This window comes from Gilliamella sp. B2923 (assembly GCF_026536565.1).
Classification (GTDB): Bacteria; Pseudomonadota; Gammaproteobacteria; order Enterobacterales; family Orbaceae; genus Gilliamella.
In genome coordinates this window covers 459,941-477,045 of the sequence record NZ_JAFNNZ010000001.1, presented here as the reverse complement: position 1 = coordinate 477,045, position 17,105 = coordinate 459,941, and the positions used below count along the sequence as shown (strand labels likewise).

At 37.4% G+C, this 17,105-nt stretch carries 14 protein-coding genes and 1 tRNA gene; 6 read left to right on the top strand and 9 right to left on the bottom strand.

What is annotated here, in order from left to right; translation table 11 throughout:
• Positions 1-4: 4 nt before the first annotated feature.
• The 5 genes from J3U42_RS02080 (at position 5) to J3U42_RS02060 (ending at position 6,014) form a co-directional block, all read left to right on the top strand.
• Positions 5-2,131: an autotransporter outer membrane beta-barrel domain-containing protein gene (locus tag J3U42_RS02080; RefSeq protein WP_267335229.1), complete on the top strand. Its 2,127-nt coding sequence runs from the start codon at positions 5-7 to the stop codon at positions 2,129-2,131.
• A gap of 405 nt (positions 2,132-2,536) precedes the next feature.
• Entirely contained in the window at positions 2,537-3,415 is an 879-nt protein-coding gene (locus tag J3U42_RS02075) for a metal ABC transporter substrate-binding protein (RefSeq protein WP_255556233.1), read from the top strand.
• The gene (locus tag J3U42_RS02070) at positions 3,415-4,311 is read left to right on the top strand and encodes a manganese/iron ABC transporter ATP-binding protein (RefSeq protein ID WP_267329799.1); all 897 of its coding nucleotides are present in this window, start codon (positions 3,415-3,417) and stop codon (positions 4,309-4,311) included. The genes J3U42_RS02075 and J3U42_RS02070 overlap by 1 nt, the downstream gene beginning before the upstream one ends.
• On the top strand, positions 4,312-5,178 hold the full coding sequence (locus J3U42_RS02065; RefSeq protein WP_267335227.1) for a metal ABC transporter permease: 867 nt from the start codon (positions 4,312-4,314) through the stop codon (positions 5,176-5,178).
• Entirely contained in the window at positions 5,175-6,014 is an 840-nt protein-coding gene (locus J3U42_RS02060; protein WP_267335225.1) for a metal ABC transporter permease, read from the top strand. Before J3U42_RS02065 ends, J3U42_RS02060 begins: the two co-directional genes overlap by 4 nt.
• 72 nt (positions 6,015-6,086) lie before the next feature.
• On the opposite strand, the gene dnaB is transcribed toward J3U42_RS02060, so the two are convergent.
• Genes dnaB through J3U42_RS02045 form a run of 3 tightly spaced genes read right to left on the bottom strand, consistent with a single transcriptional unit; the run spans position 6,087 to position 9,356 of the window.
• A complete protein-coding gene (dnaB, locus tag J3U42_RS02055) occupies positions 6,087-7,511 on the bottom strand; it encodes a replicative DNA helicase (RefSeq protein WP_267329797.1) in 1,425 nt (474 codons plus the stop codon).
• 47 nt (positions 7,512-7,558) lie between these two features.
• A complete protein-coding gene (gene truA, locus J3U42_RS02050; RefSeq protein WP_267329796.1) occupies positions 7,559-8,350 on the bottom strand; it encodes a tRNA pseudouridine(38-40) synthase TruA in 792 nt (263 codons plus the stop codon).
• A complete protein-coding gene (locus tag J3U42_RS02045) occupies positions 8,337-9,356 on the bottom strand; it encodes an aspartate-semialdehyde dehydrogenase (protein WP_220217793.1) in 1,020 nt (339 codons plus the stop codon). Before J3U42_RS02045 ends, truA begins: the two co-directional genes overlap by 14 nt.
• A gap of 187 nt (positions 9,357-9,543) precedes the next feature.
• Between J3U42_RS02045 and J3U42_RS02040 the strand changes: the two genes are divergently transcribed.
• On the top strand, positions 9,544-10,593 hold the full coding sequence (locus tag J3U42_RS02040) for a LacI family DNA-binding transcriptional regulator (protein ID WP_267335223.1): 1,050 nt from the start codon (positions 9,544-9,546) through the stop codon (positions 10,591-10,593).
• A 40-nt stretch (positions 10,594-10,633) separates the two neighbouring features.
• Here the strand turns inward: J3U42_RS02040 and truB are convergent, their stop codons facing one another.
• The 6 genes from truB to J3U42_RS02010 form a co-directional block, all read right to left on the bottom strand.
• Positions 10,634-11,536, bottom strand: a complete 903-nt coding sequence (gene truB, locus J3U42_RS02035) for a tRNA pseudouridine(55) synthase TruB (protein WP_267329794.1) — start codon at positions 11,534-11,536, stop codon at positions 10,634-10,636.
• A gap of 71 nt (positions 11,537-11,607) precedes the next feature.
• Positions 11,608-11,985 carry a 30S ribosome-binding factor RbfA gene (gene rbfA, locus J3U42_RS02030; protein ID WP_220217796.1) on the bottom strand — a complete coding sequence of 126 codons (378 nt, stop codon included), beginning with the start codon at positions 11,983-11,985 and terminating at the stop codon, positions 11,608-11,610.
• Positions 11,986-12,051: 66 nt separating this feature from the next.
• Positions 12,052-14,712 (bottom strand): translation initiation factor IF-2, encoded by a 2,661-nt coding sequence (gene infB / locus J3U42_RS02025; RefSeq protein ID WP_220217797.1) that lies wholly within the window; start codon positions 14,710-14,712, stop codon positions 12,052-12,054.
• A 17-nt stretch (positions 14,713-14,729) separates the two neighbouring features.
• Complete coding sequence (nusA, locus tag J3U42_RS02020) at positions 14,730-16,205, bottom strand: transcription termination factor NusA (protein WP_267329793.1); 1,476 nt, start codon at positions 16,203-16,205, stop codon at positions 14,730-14,732.
• A 16-nt stretch (positions 16,206-16,221) separates the two neighbouring features.
• Positions 16,222-16,683 carry a ribosome maturation factor RimP gene (gene rimP, locus J3U42_RS02015; RefSeq protein WP_220217799.1) on the bottom strand — a complete coding sequence of 154 codons (462 nt, stop codon included), beginning with the start codon at positions 16,681-16,683 and terminating at the stop codon, positions 16,222-16,224.
• Between the two features lie 189 nt (positions 16,684-16,872).
• Positions 16,873-16,949, bottom strand: a tRNA-Met gene (locus J3U42_RS02010).
• Positions 16,950-17,105: the final 156 nt, after the last annotated feature.

The window sequence follows — 17,105 nt, the reverse complement described above, 5'->3', positions numbered from 1 at the left end:
AACAATGAAATATAAATTATTAGCAGGATTAGCTATAACCCTACCAGTCACGTCTACGGCTTTAACTTTGCAAGGAACTCAAACCTTTTCTGAAAATGTAAATATTCCCATTACGCATAATTACGATGTAACCAATTATGGTACTCATATAGGTATTAATATAATCAAAAATAGTAACACTATTTTTGAAAAAGATGTAACCATCAAAAAAACGGAGCAAGATGATCTATCTGGTCAATCTATTTTTGTAGGCATAGGTTCAGATTCTCCCGATGGAATCAGTTCAACTTTAATTAAAGGTAATCTTTTAATCGATATGCAAGGGGAGGAAAGCATACCATTATATTTGCAAGGAGATGACTTAACCGTTAATGAGAATTTAACAATGAACTCATCCAATGAAGGTATTGGAACAATTTATTTGAATCGTCAAGCTTCGCTGACTGTTAATGGCAAAACAAATATAAGTTTTAGCAATAACCATGAAGACCATACTGCAATGTATATTAGTAACGCTTTTTTAACATTAAATGACGATTCAGTTATTGATGGTAGCATTTACGTCATTGGTTCTGGTTTAGCAAAAATAAATAATAAATCAATAATAAACGGCACTATTCTTGCGGGATATGGCGGAACTATCATCTTAGATTTAGCCAAAGGGTCAAAAATTACCGGCACCGTTTTAAGTTTTGGCGATCCAGATGATGATGAACCGGAGGAAGGTGAAGATAGAACCGGAATCATAAAAATGAATCTAGCCAAAGGCGCCTTTTGGGAGATTAATGACAAGATTTCTGAAATAACAGAATTATCCGGTCGCGGTGATGTAAAATTTATCAATAATGATAGTGCAGATGATCGTTATGGTGAGCTAAAAATTGAGAGCTTAAAAGGGGAAACAACTTTTCATTTACGTACCGATATTGTGGCACAAAAAGGTGACAAAATTATCATTACAAAATTCCCTGAAGCCGTATCTCGCAACACATCAGCCGAAGGTGTGCACACCTTAATCTTAACGAATAATGGTGCAAGTGAAACAACCGGAAAGGAAAAATTAACCTTAGTTGAAATAGATAATCATGCCGTAACCAATACTGCGACTTTTAAAACCAATCACGCAATTGAATTGGGTGGTTACGTTTATCAGTTAAATAAACAAGAAAATGAGTGGATCTTAGCCAGCACGGGCAAAAAAGATGATAAAAACATAAATCAAAAACCGCAAATTAGCTCAAGTGCTGATGCGAGTGCAAATTTTCTTAATGCAAATTATTTAATGAGTTATGTAGAAAACCAAACCTTACTTAAACGTTTAGGGGATATGCGTAATAGTGGCGAATTTGGTGATGTGTGGTTAAGAGCTTTTTCAGGTAAATTAGACTCTTTCGCTGGTGGTAATTTAAGTAAATTTGATATGAATTATCATGGATTCCAATTTGGTATTGATAAACAATTATCTGAACAATCTCCTTTTGTAATTGGTGCTTTTGTTGGTCAGACTTACGGCGATCCAGATTATCGTAAAGGCGATGGCTCTTTAAGATCGTTTAACACCGGTTTGTATGCAACTTATTTAGATAATAACGGCTGGTATATTGATGGTATTGCAAAATATGCTCGTCAAAAGAATCATTTTAAAGTAAAAGATACTGCCAATGATGTGATACAAGGTTCAGGTCGTACCAATGGATTAAGTGCATCGATTGAGTTTGGTAAGAAATTTAGATTCAACAATTTTTATATTGAACCACAGTCACAACTATCATATAGTCATCAAAATGGTAAATTAATTCATGCATCAAATGGACTTAATGTTAAGTTGGGCAACTATAACTCTTTAATGGGCAGAGCATCGGCACTTTTTGGTTATGAAATTAATACTGATAATAGTAAAATCAATCTCTATGCCAAAACAGGTATAATCCGTGAATTCGATGGTGATACTTACTATAAACTCAATACCAGTAAACAGAGCCACTCTTTTAAAGGAAACTGGTGGAATAATAGTGTCGGTATGAGTGCGCAACTCAATCAACAACACACTATTTATTTTGATTTAGAAAGTTCAAAAGGAAATCGATTCGATCTTTTACAAATTAACGGTGGGTATCGTTACTCTTTCTAAATAAAACCACTGTTATAATCATCAATCACATTCCCATTTATCGGGAATGTGATTAAATAAATCAAAGCATTATCTATCATTAAAATAGACATAACTATCTCTCTTTTTTTAAAACATTAATTTATAATAAGTAACAGAAGTAATTTATTAAGCGCTTCACACATTTAGTCAAAATAAATTGACTTTTATATCTTAAATGATAATAATTCTCATTAGCATTTAAAGCAATTGCTTTAACTTTCTAAAATAGTTATGTTGGAGTAGTAATGAAAAGGATTTCACTTTACCTATTCCTTCAATTCAATTACTGTTTTTTTGTATCTTGATTAACCTCAAGAATATATTATAAAAAAGGAGTCGCTAATGAAATTCAATTTTCTAAGAAGCCGTGCATCTTTATTAAAGATGCTACTTAGCTCTTTAATCATCCTTACAGGGTTCACGGGTTCAGCCACCGCAGAAGAAAGAAAGTTTAAAGTTGTTACCACATTTACCGTTATTCAAGATATTGCACAAAACGTGGCTGGCGATGCAGCGGATGTCGAATCAATTACCAAAGTCGGCGCTGAAATTCATGAATACGATCCAACACCTCAAGATATTACTAAGGTGCTTTCTGCCGACCTCGTTTTATGGAACGGGCTTAATTTAGAACTTTGGTTTAAACGATTTTATGTCGATATCAAAGATGTTCCATCGGTTGTTGTAACTGAAGGTATCGAGCCAATGCCGATCCAAGAAGGTAGCTATAAAGGCAATCCCAACCCACATGCATGGATGTCGCCAACTTTAGCGCTAACTTATATCGAAAATATTCGTGCAGCTTTGGTTAAATATGATCCAAAAAATGCCGAAACTTACAATAAAAATGCCGCAGAATATATTGCAAAAATAAAAGCTCTTGATGCGCCACTGCGTGAACGTTTAGCCAAAATTCCGGAATCACAACGTTGGTTAGTTACCAGTGAAGGGGCATTTAGTTATTTGGCAAGGGATTATAATCTTAAAGAAGCCTATTTATGGCCAATCAATGCAGAACAACAAGGCACACCAAAACAAGTAAAAAATTTAATTGATCTCGTTAGAGCAAATCAGATTCCGGTTGTATTTAGTGAAAGCACTATCTCAGATAAACCTGCCAAACAAGTTAGTAAAGAAACCGGTGCCAAATATGGTGGCGTATTATATGTTGATTCGCTTTCAACTCAAGACGGTCCGGTACCCACATATATTGATTTACTGAAAGTTACAGTTGAAACTATTGCTAAGGGGTTTGAAAACTAATGACGCCAATCAGCCTAAACGTTCAAGACATAACTGTGACATATAACAATGGTCACACAGCGATACATGATGCTAGTTTTAGCTTAACTGGCGGTACCATATGCGCTTTAGTGGGCGTCAATGGTAGCGGAAAATCAACACTGTTTAAAAGCATCATGGGAATGATACGACCAACTAAAGGAAAAGTAACATTTAATGATATCCCGGTCAAACAGGCTTTAAAACAAAATATTATTGCTTACGTGCCGCAAACAGAAGAAGTTGATTGGGATTTTCCGGTATTAGTTTCCGATGTGGTTATGATGGGACGCTATGGGCACATGTCTTTTTTACGCATCGCCAGTCAAGAAGACAAAAAACAGGTCGATCTTGCCCTTGATCGTGTCAATATGTTGGATTTTAAGCATCGCCAAATTGGTGAGCTTTCCGGTGGGCAAAAAAAGCGAGTATTTTTAGCCAGAGCATTAGCTCAACAAGGAAAAGTCTTATTATTAGATGAGCCGTTTACCGGTGTAGATGTGAAAACTGAAAACGCAATTATCGACTTACTAAAAGATCTTCGCAACGATGGGCATTTAATATTAGTTTCAACGCACAATTTAGGCAGTGTGCCGGAATTTTGTGATCAAGTGGTATTGATCAACCAAACTGTACTTGCATTTGGATCAACAGAATCAACTTTCACGCCACAAAATTTAATGACAACCTTTGGTGGTGCCTTACGTTATTTAAGTTTATCGGGAGATAAATTACATGATGATCAAGACCCGCGCAAGGTATCAATATTAACAGATGATGAACGAGCGGCAATCTTCTATGGTGAAGGAAAAAATGATTCACCTCATCAAGATTTACTTATCGAACATCACGGTCATGAACCTAAAGGACAACAATAAATGGAACTACTCCTTGAACCATTCACCTACGGTTTTATGTTGAAAGCCATTTGGGTTAGTAGTATTGTTGGTGGTGCTTGTGCATTTTTGTCGGCCTTTTTAATGTTAAAAGGTTGGTCACTTATGGGGGATGCACTTTCACACTCGGTAGTACCTGGGGTTGCCGGAGCTTATGCACTAGGTTTACCCTACTCTGTTGGTGCATTTTTTACGGGCTTACTGGCAGCGTTATCTATAACCATTGTAAGAGCAATTACCCGATTAAAAGAAGATGCCATTATTGGTTTTATCTTTTCGACGTTTTTTGCAATCGGTTTATTAATTATTTCGTTAAATCCTACTTCAGTGAATGCTCAAACCATTATCTTTGGTAATATTTTAGGTATTGATGATAACGATATGTGGCAAGTTCAGATTATTATCCTAGTATCATTTACCTTGCTTCTATTTTGCTGGAAAGACTTATTAGTCGTTTTTTTTGATGAAACGCATGCCAGATCTATCGGCCTCAAACCATTGCCACTTAAAATCCTTTTTTTCACTATTTTAAGCGCTTGTACTGTAGCGGCTTTACAAACTGTAGGAGCCATTTTAGTTATTGCAATGGTTGTCACTCCCGGCGCAACCGCATATCTACTAACTAATCGATTTTCACATTTATTGGTAATTGCGGTTGTTATTGGAACATTAACCAGTGCAATTGGTGCTTATATCAGTTACTTTTTAGACGGTGAAACAGGTGGGGTAATTGTTACTCTACAAACATTAATCTTTATCACCGCATTTTTATTCGCACCGCAACAAGGATTAATTTCAAACCGTCGAAAAATCAGACAAAGTAAACTAAATAGTGGGGTGAAAATATGACAGATCTATTATGGCAATTTTTTTGTCACCCTTTAACTATTCCGCTTATTCAACGAGCAATCTTAGCTGCTATGGCTACCGGCATTGTTTGTGCACTTCTGTCTTGCTTTTTAGTTTTGAAAGGTTGGTCATTAATGGGCGATGCAATTTCACATGCGGTTTTACCCGGTATTGTTCTTGCATTTTTGGCTGGTATTCCGATTATTATTGGAGCATTTTTGTCGGGTCTTTTTTGTTCAGTTGCAACCGGTTATATTAAACAAAACAGCCGAATCAAAGAAGATACTGTAATGGGAATAGTGTTTTCCGGTATGTTTGCATTTGGCTTAGTCCTATTTTCTAAAGTCGATACCTCACAACACTTAAACCACATTCTATTTGGTAGTGTACTAGGTACAAGTTATGATGAGCTTAAGCAAATTATTTTAATTTCTGCAATTGTTTCAATAATCATTATTGTCAAGCGCCGTGATCTTATGCTCTACTGCTTCGATCCGGTGCAAGCCAGAGTCGTTGGCTTACCGGTGAGGCTTTTACATTATGGGCTTTTGAGTATTTTAGCCTTAACCATTGTCGGATCGCTAAAAGCGGCTGGGGTTATCTTGGTTATTGCTATGCTGATTGCACCGGGTATTACGGCATTTTTAATGACTAAACGTTTTGAAAAAATGTTAATTATCGCATTGTTGGTTTCCGTTTTTTCAACGGTTGTCGGGACATTAATTAGTTATCATTTAGATGCTTCAACCAGTGCTTGTATCGTCATTTTACAAGCGGCAATTTTTGTCATTGCTCAGTGCTACTCGTTAATGGTTAATCGCAAATCCAAATCATAAGAAAATTGCGTAAAGGTAAAAGGTTACCTTATTTTTACCTTTACGCAGCACGTATTAAGTTAGTATTAAAAATTATTCATCATCCATATATTTACTGGAGTCAGCATAATTATCAAAACGTGAAAATTGCCCTTGGAATTTCAAGCGAACTTTACCTATCGGACCATTACGCTGTTTTCCTAAAATAATTTCGGCAATGCCTTTATGTTCGGAAGCTTCATTATAAACTTCATCACGATAGATAAACATAATAACATCGGCATCTTGCTCTATAGAGCCTGATTCACGTAAATCAGAGTTAACCGGCCTTTTATCTGCACGCTGTTCAAGGCTACGATTAAGCTGAGAAAGTGCAACGACAGGAATTTGTAACTCTTTAGCTAATGCTTTTAATGAACGTGATATTTCAGCAATTTCTAACGTTCGATTTTCTGACATGTTCGGTACTCGCATTAACTGCAAATAATCGACCATAATCATACTCAAACCTTTATGCTCACGATAAATACGTCTTGCCCGGGAACGTAACTCCATTGGCGTTAATCCGGATGAATCATCGATATAGATATTTTTTTTCTCAAGCAGTAGTCCCATCGTACTTGAAATTCTAGCCCAATCATCATCTTGCAATTGACCGGTACGGATGCGGGTTTGATCAACGCGAGAAAGCGAAGCCAACATACGCATCATAATTTGTTCTGAAGGCATCTCTAAACTAAATATTAACACTGGCTTTTCTTGCATCATTGCCGCATTTTCGCATAAATTCATCGCAAAGGTTGTTTTCCCCATTGACGGTCTTGCGGCAATAATAATTAAGTCAGAACGTTGTAAACCAGCCGTTTTTTTATCCAAATCTAAGAAACCGGTTGAAACCCCTGTCACACCGTCATGAGGACGTTGAAACAGCTCTTCAATTTTGGCAACGGTGGCCTCTAGCACTTCTGTAATACTTTTAGGGCCTTCGCCTTGTTTAGTTCGACTTTCCGCTATTTGGAATATCTTACTTTCAGCCAAATCTAAAATTTCAGTACTATCACGCCCTTCAGTTGCATAACAGTTGTCAGCAATATCATTCGAAGCGCTTATTAATTCCCGTAAAATAGCTTGCTGACGAATAATGTCACTATAAGCAATGACATTAATTGCACTCGGTGTATTTTTCGAAAGTTCAGCTAAATAAGCAAAACCACCCACATCAGCCAGTAAATCTTTACTTTCCAAACTTTCAGAAAGGGTAATTAAATCAATCGGTGTACCTTTACCGACTAAAGTATGCATTTCGGAAAAAATCAACTGGTGATGACGAGAATAAAAATCCCGTTCAGTAATCATTTCAGCAACTAAATCCCAACGCTGGTTATCGAGCATTAAGCTACCAAGCACAGCTTGTTCTGCCTCAATAGAATGAGGCGGTAATTTTATATTATGTAGCTTAGATTTCTTTGCTTCTTGATTTTTCGAATCTTTACTGGAAATTGTTTCATCAGTATTCATTGCATTCATCTTTTTGTTTAAATTTAATTCGTATTAAGCCAGTAAGCTTACTGTAAAAATAACGGTCCTAAATCACATTTCGGTATTTGATATTCTAATGGATAGTCCACTTGTACTAAATACAACCCTTCGGGTTTAGCCGTAGCAGCTGCTTGCGTTCGATCTTTTGCTTTTAATAAATCATCAATCCATTGTGGAGGTTGATTACCCGCCCCTACTTCTAACAAACTACCAACGATATTTCGCACCATATGATGCACAAAAGCATTAGCTTTAATGTCGACAATTACATATTCGCCTTGTCGACTAACTTCGATATGATGAATATTACGCCAAGGTGTTAAAGATTGACACTGAGCAGCTCTAAACGATGAAAAATCATTTTCACCCAGTAAATATTGAGCCGCCTGATGCATTAAATTTTCATTCAACGGTAAATGGTAATGCGATATACCTTTAGCCAAAATCGCTGGTCGGTAACGATGATTATAAATCACGTACCGATAACGTCGGGCTGTCGCACTAAAACGCGCATGAAAACTTGCTTCAACAGGTAGTGCCCAACGTACTGCAATATTGGCGGGTAAATGAGAATTTACCCCCATTGTCCATGCACTATCTGAACGCTGCGCTTGTGTTTCAAAGTGAATAACTTGCCCGGTAGCATGAACACCGGCGTCAGTTCGTCCAGCACAAAAAACCGAGATAGGTTCATTAGCGACAACAGATAAAGCCGACTCCAATCTTGCTTGAACTGAATCTACAGACTGCTGACGTTGCCAACCAAAATAGTGACTTCCGTCGTACTGTATACCAAGTGCAATTTTAGAGATAGTCATTAATCAGTATCTCAAGCGTCTCAATTAGCATTAATGCACCTAAATAACGTACATTATCGGCCACAGACCAAAATTGAATTTGTTCATAATGACCGTAGCTATGCCTTAAGTTTGCAATTTTAATCGCCAAATGATCTTCAGATTCCGGACTGACCTCAGTTACTGGCGTAGGTAAATTATCTTCTTGCACTTCTACGCCAAACTCATTAAAACGAGCGACATCTAACTCAATAGGTAAACTGCTTGAAACGTTAATCGCTTGTGCTAATCCATAAAACACTGGCACGATAACTGACTCAATCGAAACAGGTAAATCATAGTTACTCAGTACTTTACGAATTTGATCAACTTGTGTTTTCTCACCTAACATTAAATCCTGATGCTCATGCGATACAGGCAATAAATTGAAAGCGAGTTGCTTGTCAAATAACTCATTATCGACCGGCATACCGTTTAACAAACGAGCACTTTGTCCGGCAAGTTCATCGACACCTGGTTTACCATAAAGCGAAGCAGGAATAAAACTGGTCGCATGTAGATTGGTCAATAATTCAATCTCAGTTAGCGATGCTACGCAGCGTAAAAGTTGGCATACTGTTGCACTGGCAACAGCAACAATATTTTCATTACGGTATTCAGTTAGCACACTATTATTAACTTTAGGTACCACTAATGGAATATGATCTTGCTGAGCAAAATAACCACTGGCATCAATAACTATACAGCCTGACTCTGCTGCAATTTGTGCATATTTTTCACTGGTTTTACTACCAGCCACAAAAAAGGCAAAATGGCATTGGCTAAAGTCCATTTGCGCACTATCAATAACCGTTAGATTTTTACCCGCAAAACGGATAATTTCGCCAGCGCTATTATCGCTACCGACGACATAAAGATTTTCAATTTCAAAACTATTGTTTTGGCTACTACGTTGTTGTAGTAACGCTATTAGCGCAGAACCAACTTGTCCTGTCGCCCCAACAATGGCAATGTTCCATGCAGACATAATCAAACCTAAATTAAAAAAAATTTGTGGTAATTATACCACTATATTACTAAAGATAATGGAAAAAAGATGTGCCAATATTTTGGAACAAAGATCGAAAAAATAATTTTCCAAACATTACAAAAAAACAAATCATTATTAAAGTAATAGGTATAAAAAACAATCTAAACAATCTAAACAATCTATCATGTCCAAAGTCACTTTATCGGCTATTGCTAAAAAAGCGAGTCTATCGATTGCTTCTGTTTCTCGAGTTTTAAGAACGCCGAGCATCACATCAGCTCAGACACAATCACGAGTTTACCAAGCAATAGCAGAGTTAAATATTGATGCATCTAACCGCATTACCGCTCAAACAACTGAGATTAAAAGTAATAAAATACTCATACTTGATAACCAGCTTATCAGTAAAAGTTTAATAAATTTTGGCTTAGAAAGCCTATTACAAAAAGAAAATTACCAACTTGAGTATTTAAGATTTTCTTATTATGGTAAGGCAGATATTTATCACTTAGTACAATATATAACTCAACACGCGTTTGCCGGGATTATCATTATTAATGATGCACCCTATTTAGAAAATCTATATCCCTTTAAAAAAGCGTTACCACCTATCATTTTCATTAACCACTTTGTCCGTGATTTTTCATGTGTTTACTTTGATCATTTAATGATAGGTTATCAGCTCACCCAATATTTGATTAATCATTATCATAAAAAAATCGCTATTTTAGTTAATGATAAAAACAAATTTAATACAAGTTTACTTTTACAAGGCTATCAACAGGCTTTATATCGGGGTAATATCTCATTTGATCCTAATTATCTGATTCAAGACTGTTTTACCTATGAACACGGCCGATTAGCGATAAAGTCATTGCTTAACAGTACCAATCCGCCTACTGCTATTATTTGTGATGATATGCTCAGTCTGAACTATCTGGATAAAAAATATATTCATAACCAAAATTATCTATCAAATTATCGTGCCGTTTTTGGCGCATTACATCAAGCAAAGGAGAGCCAATCTCAATTGGCAAAACCTTTGACTATAACTTATATAAGTCATTTTAAAGAGTTGCAATATAATGAATTAGATACTTTAAGTAGAATCAATAAACCATTATTGAAAATGGGCGAAAAAGCTGCGTTGCTAATGTGTGAAACTATCAAAAAAAATATAGCATCACCGCAGCAATGCCATATTATTGATACCGAAAAAATATTTATACACTAAATAAATATGCAAATAGCAAGATAATAAACAGCTTAAGAAGCTAAGATGTCGATATTAACCGTTTTGGAGACAATTTATTAAACTGCCAAATACCGGCACCAATAAAATGATTGTCTTGATAAATCCTCACCAATGTTTCAACTGACGTATTATTATCTATAATAATAGTTCGACCGAGTAATATATCACTCCCTTGCGCAGCGTTTAATGTAATCTTAGGGCGATCTTGCAATGGGCTATCAACTGGCAAGAGTAATTGATCTTTGTCGACTATATTTTCCAGTGCCTCGAGTGTCACCATTTTATCAAGAGGGTAATTAGAAACTTGTAATCGTCTTAAATAAATCACATGTGCACCACAGCCGAGTAATTCACCTAAATCATCAATAATCGTTCGAATATAAGTCCCTTTAGAGCAATGTATTTCTAACGTTAACTGGTTAGTCGTTGCGTCAAATTCAATAAATTGATTTTCATAAACCGTAATAGGCCTTGCTTCACGTTCAATCACAATGCCTTGGCGAGCATATTCATAAAGCGGTTTACCTTGATACTTCAAAGCTGAAAACATCGTCGGAACTTGTAGAATATCACCACGAAAATGAGTCAGCGCCTGTTCGATTTGTGCTTGATCGATTAACACCGGTTTAGTACAAATAATCTGCCCGTCAGCATCAGATGTATCAGTTCGTTCACCTAATTTAGCAATGACTTTATAACGTTTATCTGAATCTAATAGATATTGAGAAAATTTAGTTGCTTCACCAAAACAGATCGGCAACATGCCAGTTGCTAAAGGATCGAGTGCACCAGTATGCCCGGCTTTTTTAGCATTCAACAGTCGTTTCACTTTTTGCAAAGCATCGTTCGATGTCATACCTTGCGATTTGTCTAACAATAAAACGCCGTGAAGATCACGGCGAGTGTTTTTTATATTTTTCATGTTATTTTTATACTGAAACGTATAGTAAATCTGAAATCTTTTGACAAAATTCAGATTCTATACTTTAACGGTTAATCTTTATGACGTTCATTGTCTTGTTTGATCACATCAGATACCAAATTCGACATCTGCATACCTTTAACAAGTGATTCATCATAAAAAAACTTAATCTCAGGAATAATTCGTAAACGCATCGCTTTGCCAATTAATGACCGAATGTATCCTTTAGCATCATTTAGAACCTTTAAACCTTGCTCAATAACCTGCGGATCGTCATCATTCAAAAAAGTCACAAAAATCTTAGCATAGGAGAGATCACGAGAGATATCTACGCCAGATACAGTTACCATACCTAAACGAGGATCTTTGATTTCTCGTTGAAGAATAATTGCAATCTCTTTTTGCAATTCATGTCCTACCCGAGATGAGCGATTAAAAGTTTTTGCCATATCTATATTCCTTAAAATATGAATAAGCAAGGCGTAAACCTTGCTTATAACATGATAGCGTAATGATTAAATCGTACGCTTGATTTCGATAGTTTCAAATACTTCGATAGTATCGCCAACACGAACATCGTTATAGTTACGTACCCCAATACCACATTCCATACCATTACGGACTTCATTGACATCATCTTTAAAGCGACGTAGTGACTCAAGTTCGCCTTCATAGATAACCACGTTGTCACGTAATACACGAATAGGGTTATGACGTTTAACGACACCTTCAGTTACCATACAACCAGCAATCGCACCAAATTTAGGTGATTTAAACACATCACGCACTTCAGCAAGACCAATAATTTCTTGTTTGTATTCTGGCGCAAGCATACCGCTCATTGCTTGTTTCACTTCGTCAATCAAATCATAAATAACAGAGTAATAACGAAGATCCAAGTTTTCAGATTCAACAACTTTACGTGCTGATGCATCGGCACGAACGTTAAATCCTAAAATAATGGCGTTTGATGCAGCAGCAAGTGATGCGTCGGTTTCGGTGATCCCACCTACGCCTGAACCAATAATTTTAACTTTAACTTCATCGGTTGAAAGTTTAAGTAATGAATCAGAAATCGCTTCAACTGAGCCTTGAACGTCGGCTTTAAGTACGATGTTAAGCTCAGAAACGTCACCTTCGGTCATGTTAGTAAACATGTTTTCCAGTTTCGCTTTTTGTTGGCGAGCTAATTTAACATCACGGAATTTACCTTGACGATAAAGAGCTACTTCACGTGCTTTTTTCTCATCACGAACAACAGTTGCTTCATCACCGGCAGACGGTACACCAGATAGACCTAGTATTTCAACAGGAATAGATGGTCCAGCTTCGGTAACTTCTTTACCTAGTTCATTACGCATTGCACGAATACGTCCATATTCAAATCCACAAAGAACAATATCACCTTTGCGTAACGTACCGGATTGAACAAGCACCGTTGCCACAGAACCACGACCTTTATCAAGGAAAGATTCGATTACAACACCACTTGCCATACCTGATTCATATGCAGTTAGCTCAAGAACTTCGGCTTGCAATAAGATGGCTTCAAGTAACTGGTCAATACCTGTTCCAGCTTTAGCCGAAACATGGACAAATTGCGTATCGCCGCCCCAATCTTCTGACATAACGCCATATTGAGCAAGTTCGCCTTTTACTCTTTCGGGATCAGCTTCAGGCTTATCAATTTTGTTTACAGCAACAACGATAGGTACATTGGCAGCTTTCGCATGTTGAATAGCCTCAATAGTTTGTGGCATCACACCATCGTCAGCAGCGACAACTAATACCACAATATCGGTTGCTTTTGCACCACGAGCACGCATTGAAGTAAATGCGGCATGGCCTGGTGTATCTAAAAAGGTAATTTCGCCATTGGCTGTTTTAACATGATAAGCACCAATGTGCTGGGTAATACCACCAGCTTCACCAGATGCCACTTTAGCTTTTCGGATATAGTCAAGCAATGAAGTCTTACCATGGTCAACGTGACCCATAATTGTCACAACCGGCGCACGAGATACTTTTTCAGCACCTGTATCACGATCGCTCATCAATGATTCTTCAAGCTCATTTTCACGACGCAGAACCACTTTATGTCCCATTTCTTCCGCAACTAATTGTGCGGTTTCTTGATCAATAACTTGATTGATAGTTGCCATAGCACCCATTTTCATCATAGTTTTGATCACTTCTGAACCTTTTACGGCCATTTTGTTAGCAAGTTCAGCAACGGTAATGGTTTCACCAATAATGACATCACGATTGACAGCTTGAACGGGTTTATTAAAGCCTTGTTGTAAAGTGCTTTTCCCTTTCTTTTTATTATTACCACGAGTAACCGCACGAGCTTCTTCACGCTCAGCTTTGCCTTCAGATAATTTACTGCCTTTTTTCTGTTTAGTTTGCTTGGTATTGCGACCACGGCCACGAGCACTTTCAACTTCGCGATCGGTATCATCTTCTGCCGCACGTGCATATTTAGAAGTGGTGACATGATAATCTTCTTCATCACCATTATCACTTTCCTCAACATCGCTATATTGCTCAGCTAATTTACGTGCTTCTTCAGCCATACGTTTAGCTTCTTCTTCGAGCTTACGACGATTTTCTTCCTCTGCTTTACGTTTGATTTCGTTCGCTTCGGCTTCTAAACGTGCTTTTTCTTCTTGTGCTTTTTTCACTTTCGGATCAATTGGCTGTTCTTGTGCTACTTTCGCCTTTTGTTCCTGGCTGCGTTTTTTAGCTTCTGCTTCTTCACGCTTTTTCGCCTCTTGTGCGGCTAGCTTTTCTTTTTCTTCAGCTTCTTTGCGTGCTTTTAATTCCGCTTCTTGTTTTGCTTTTTGTTCAGCTTCAAGGCGAGCCTTTTCTTGCTCGGCGGCAAGTTCAGCAGGGTCACGTTTAACAAAAGTGCGTTTTTTACGGACTTCTACTTTAATTTCTTTACTCTTTCCACCGCCACTTGACACATTCAAAGTGGAATGCGTTTTACGTTGCAACGTTAATTTAGTTGGGCCTTGCTGAGGATTTAAGTGCGCAAGCAAAGCCTCTTTTTCCTTTTGAGTAACAGTATCAGATGCAGTTTTTTTCATCCCTGCATCGGCAAACTGTTGCAAAAGTGTTTGCACTGGAGTATTTATTTCTTGAGCCAGTGTTTCGATTGATACTTTGGTCATGTATTACTTTCCCTCAATTATTCATTTGCAAACCAACAAATATTACGTGCAGCCATAATAAAATCGCCAGCTTGTTTGCTTGTTAAACCTTCAATATCAGCAAGATCATCTGTACCTTGTTCAGCTAAATCTTCCAACGTAATAACATCATGTTGGGCTAATTGATAGGCTAATTCTTGTGTCATACCTGGTAGATCTAATAAATCTTGAGCAGGTCTTTTATCACCACTATGAGCAAGCGCAATAGTTGTTAGTGCATCTTTTGCTCGGTTTCTTAATGCTTCAACCAGCTCTTCATCAAGTTCTTCAATTTCAAGTAACTCATCAACTGGCACATAAGCAAGTTCTTCTAACGAGGTAAAGCCTTCTTCTACTAAAAGTTGGGCTAAACCTTCGTCAATATCTAAATGTTTCATTAAATTACTGATTGCGGCAAACGATTCTGCATGATGTTTTTCTTGCAAATCTTCGGTGCTCATCACATTTAATGTCCAACCGGTAAGTTGTGAAGCTAAACGAATGTTTTGACCATTACGACCAATGGCTTGAGGTAATGTATCAGCATTAACTGCAACATCCATGGTATGTTTATCTTCATCAACAACGATAGACACAACATCAGCAGGTGCCATAGCATTAATGACATACTGTGCCGGGTTATCATCCCATAAAACAATATCGATACGCTCACCACCAAACTCATTTGATACCGCTTGAACACGTGCACCACGCATCCCAACACAAGCACCAACCGGGTCGATACGGCGATCATTGCTGCTAACAGCGATTTTAGCGCGCGAACCAGGATCACGTGCCACACCTTTAATATCGATCATCTCTTCGCCAATTTCTGGCACTTCAATGCGGAAAAGTTCTTCCATCATTTGAGGATTAGAACGGCTCACACAAAGTTGGGCTGGCTTATTATCTTGTTCAACAAGATATAAAATACCTCGAACACGGTCACCAATTCGGAAATTTTCACGTGGTAACATATCATGACGTGACATCATAGCATCAGCATTGTTACCTAAATCAAGAATAACGCTATCGCGATTTGTCTTTTTAACAATACCTGTAACAATATCACCAATTCGATTTCTGAACATGTCAATTACCATTGCACGTTCAGCTTCACGGACTTTTTGTACGATGACTTGTTTAGCCGTTTGCGTTGTTATACGGTCAAATGCTACAGACTCAATTTGTTCCTGCACATAGTCACCAACTTGCACTGTTGGGTCTTCATACTGCGCAGCTTCGAGTGTCATTTCTTTAGTCGGTTGCGTGACTTCATTAACCACTTGCCAACGGCGAAATGTGTCATAATCACCTGTTTTGTGATCAATTTTAACAACAACATCAATATCTACCGCATGTTTCTTTTTGGTTGCTGTCGCTAATGCTGTCTCTAGCGCTTCAAAAATTTTGTCTCGCGTTAGTGCTTTTTCATTTGATACCGCTTCAACAACAGCTAAAATTTCTTTATTCATCCTTTACACCCGTACTCTATTTAAGGTTAAAATTCGGTACAATATTTGCTTTTTGAATATTACTAAAAGCAAATACTTCATCACTACCATCCACGGTCAATGTAATCATTTCATTTTCGATAGACTTAATTCGTCCTTTCCACTTACGACGATTTGCAACTGCAATACGCAAACTAACCGTGATTTCTTCGCCGATAAAACGTTGATAATGTTCAATTGTAAACAGTGGTCTATCCATACCCGGCGATGACACTTCAAGATTGTAGGCATCTTTGATAGGATCTTCGACATCAAGTACTGCGCTAATTTGTCGACTAACATCAGCACAATCATCAACAGTAATACCATTTTCACTATCAATATAAACTCGTAACACTGGGTAACGGCCACGAATGTATTCAATACCGACCAGTTCAAAACCAAGTGCATTGACTGGTTCTTGAATGATATCGGTCAATTGCTGTTCTATATTAGCCAAACAAACCTCCACTGCAGAAAATAAAAAAGGGCATAAAGCCCAACATTCCTTTTAAACTTACGCTTAAATTATTACATACAAAAAAGCCTCGACAAGCGAGGCTACATTCAAAACAAACTATAATGAAGCCACTTGATATGAACTTTCAGACAATAATAGGATAGTTAATATATGAATGAAAATTTAAAGTGGTTGCGGGGGCTGGATTTGAACCAACGACCTTCGGGTTATGAGCCCGACGAGCTACCAAGCTGCTCCACCCCGCGATAGATGGCTGAAGATTATACTGTATTTTCCAAAAAATGCAACTCAAAATCACAGTGATTTTGGTAATTACGCTTAAACTAAGTGAAAAATAGCACCCCAAATTTTGTTGCTATTTTAACAATAACTGAACAATATCTGAATCTCATTATGGGTGC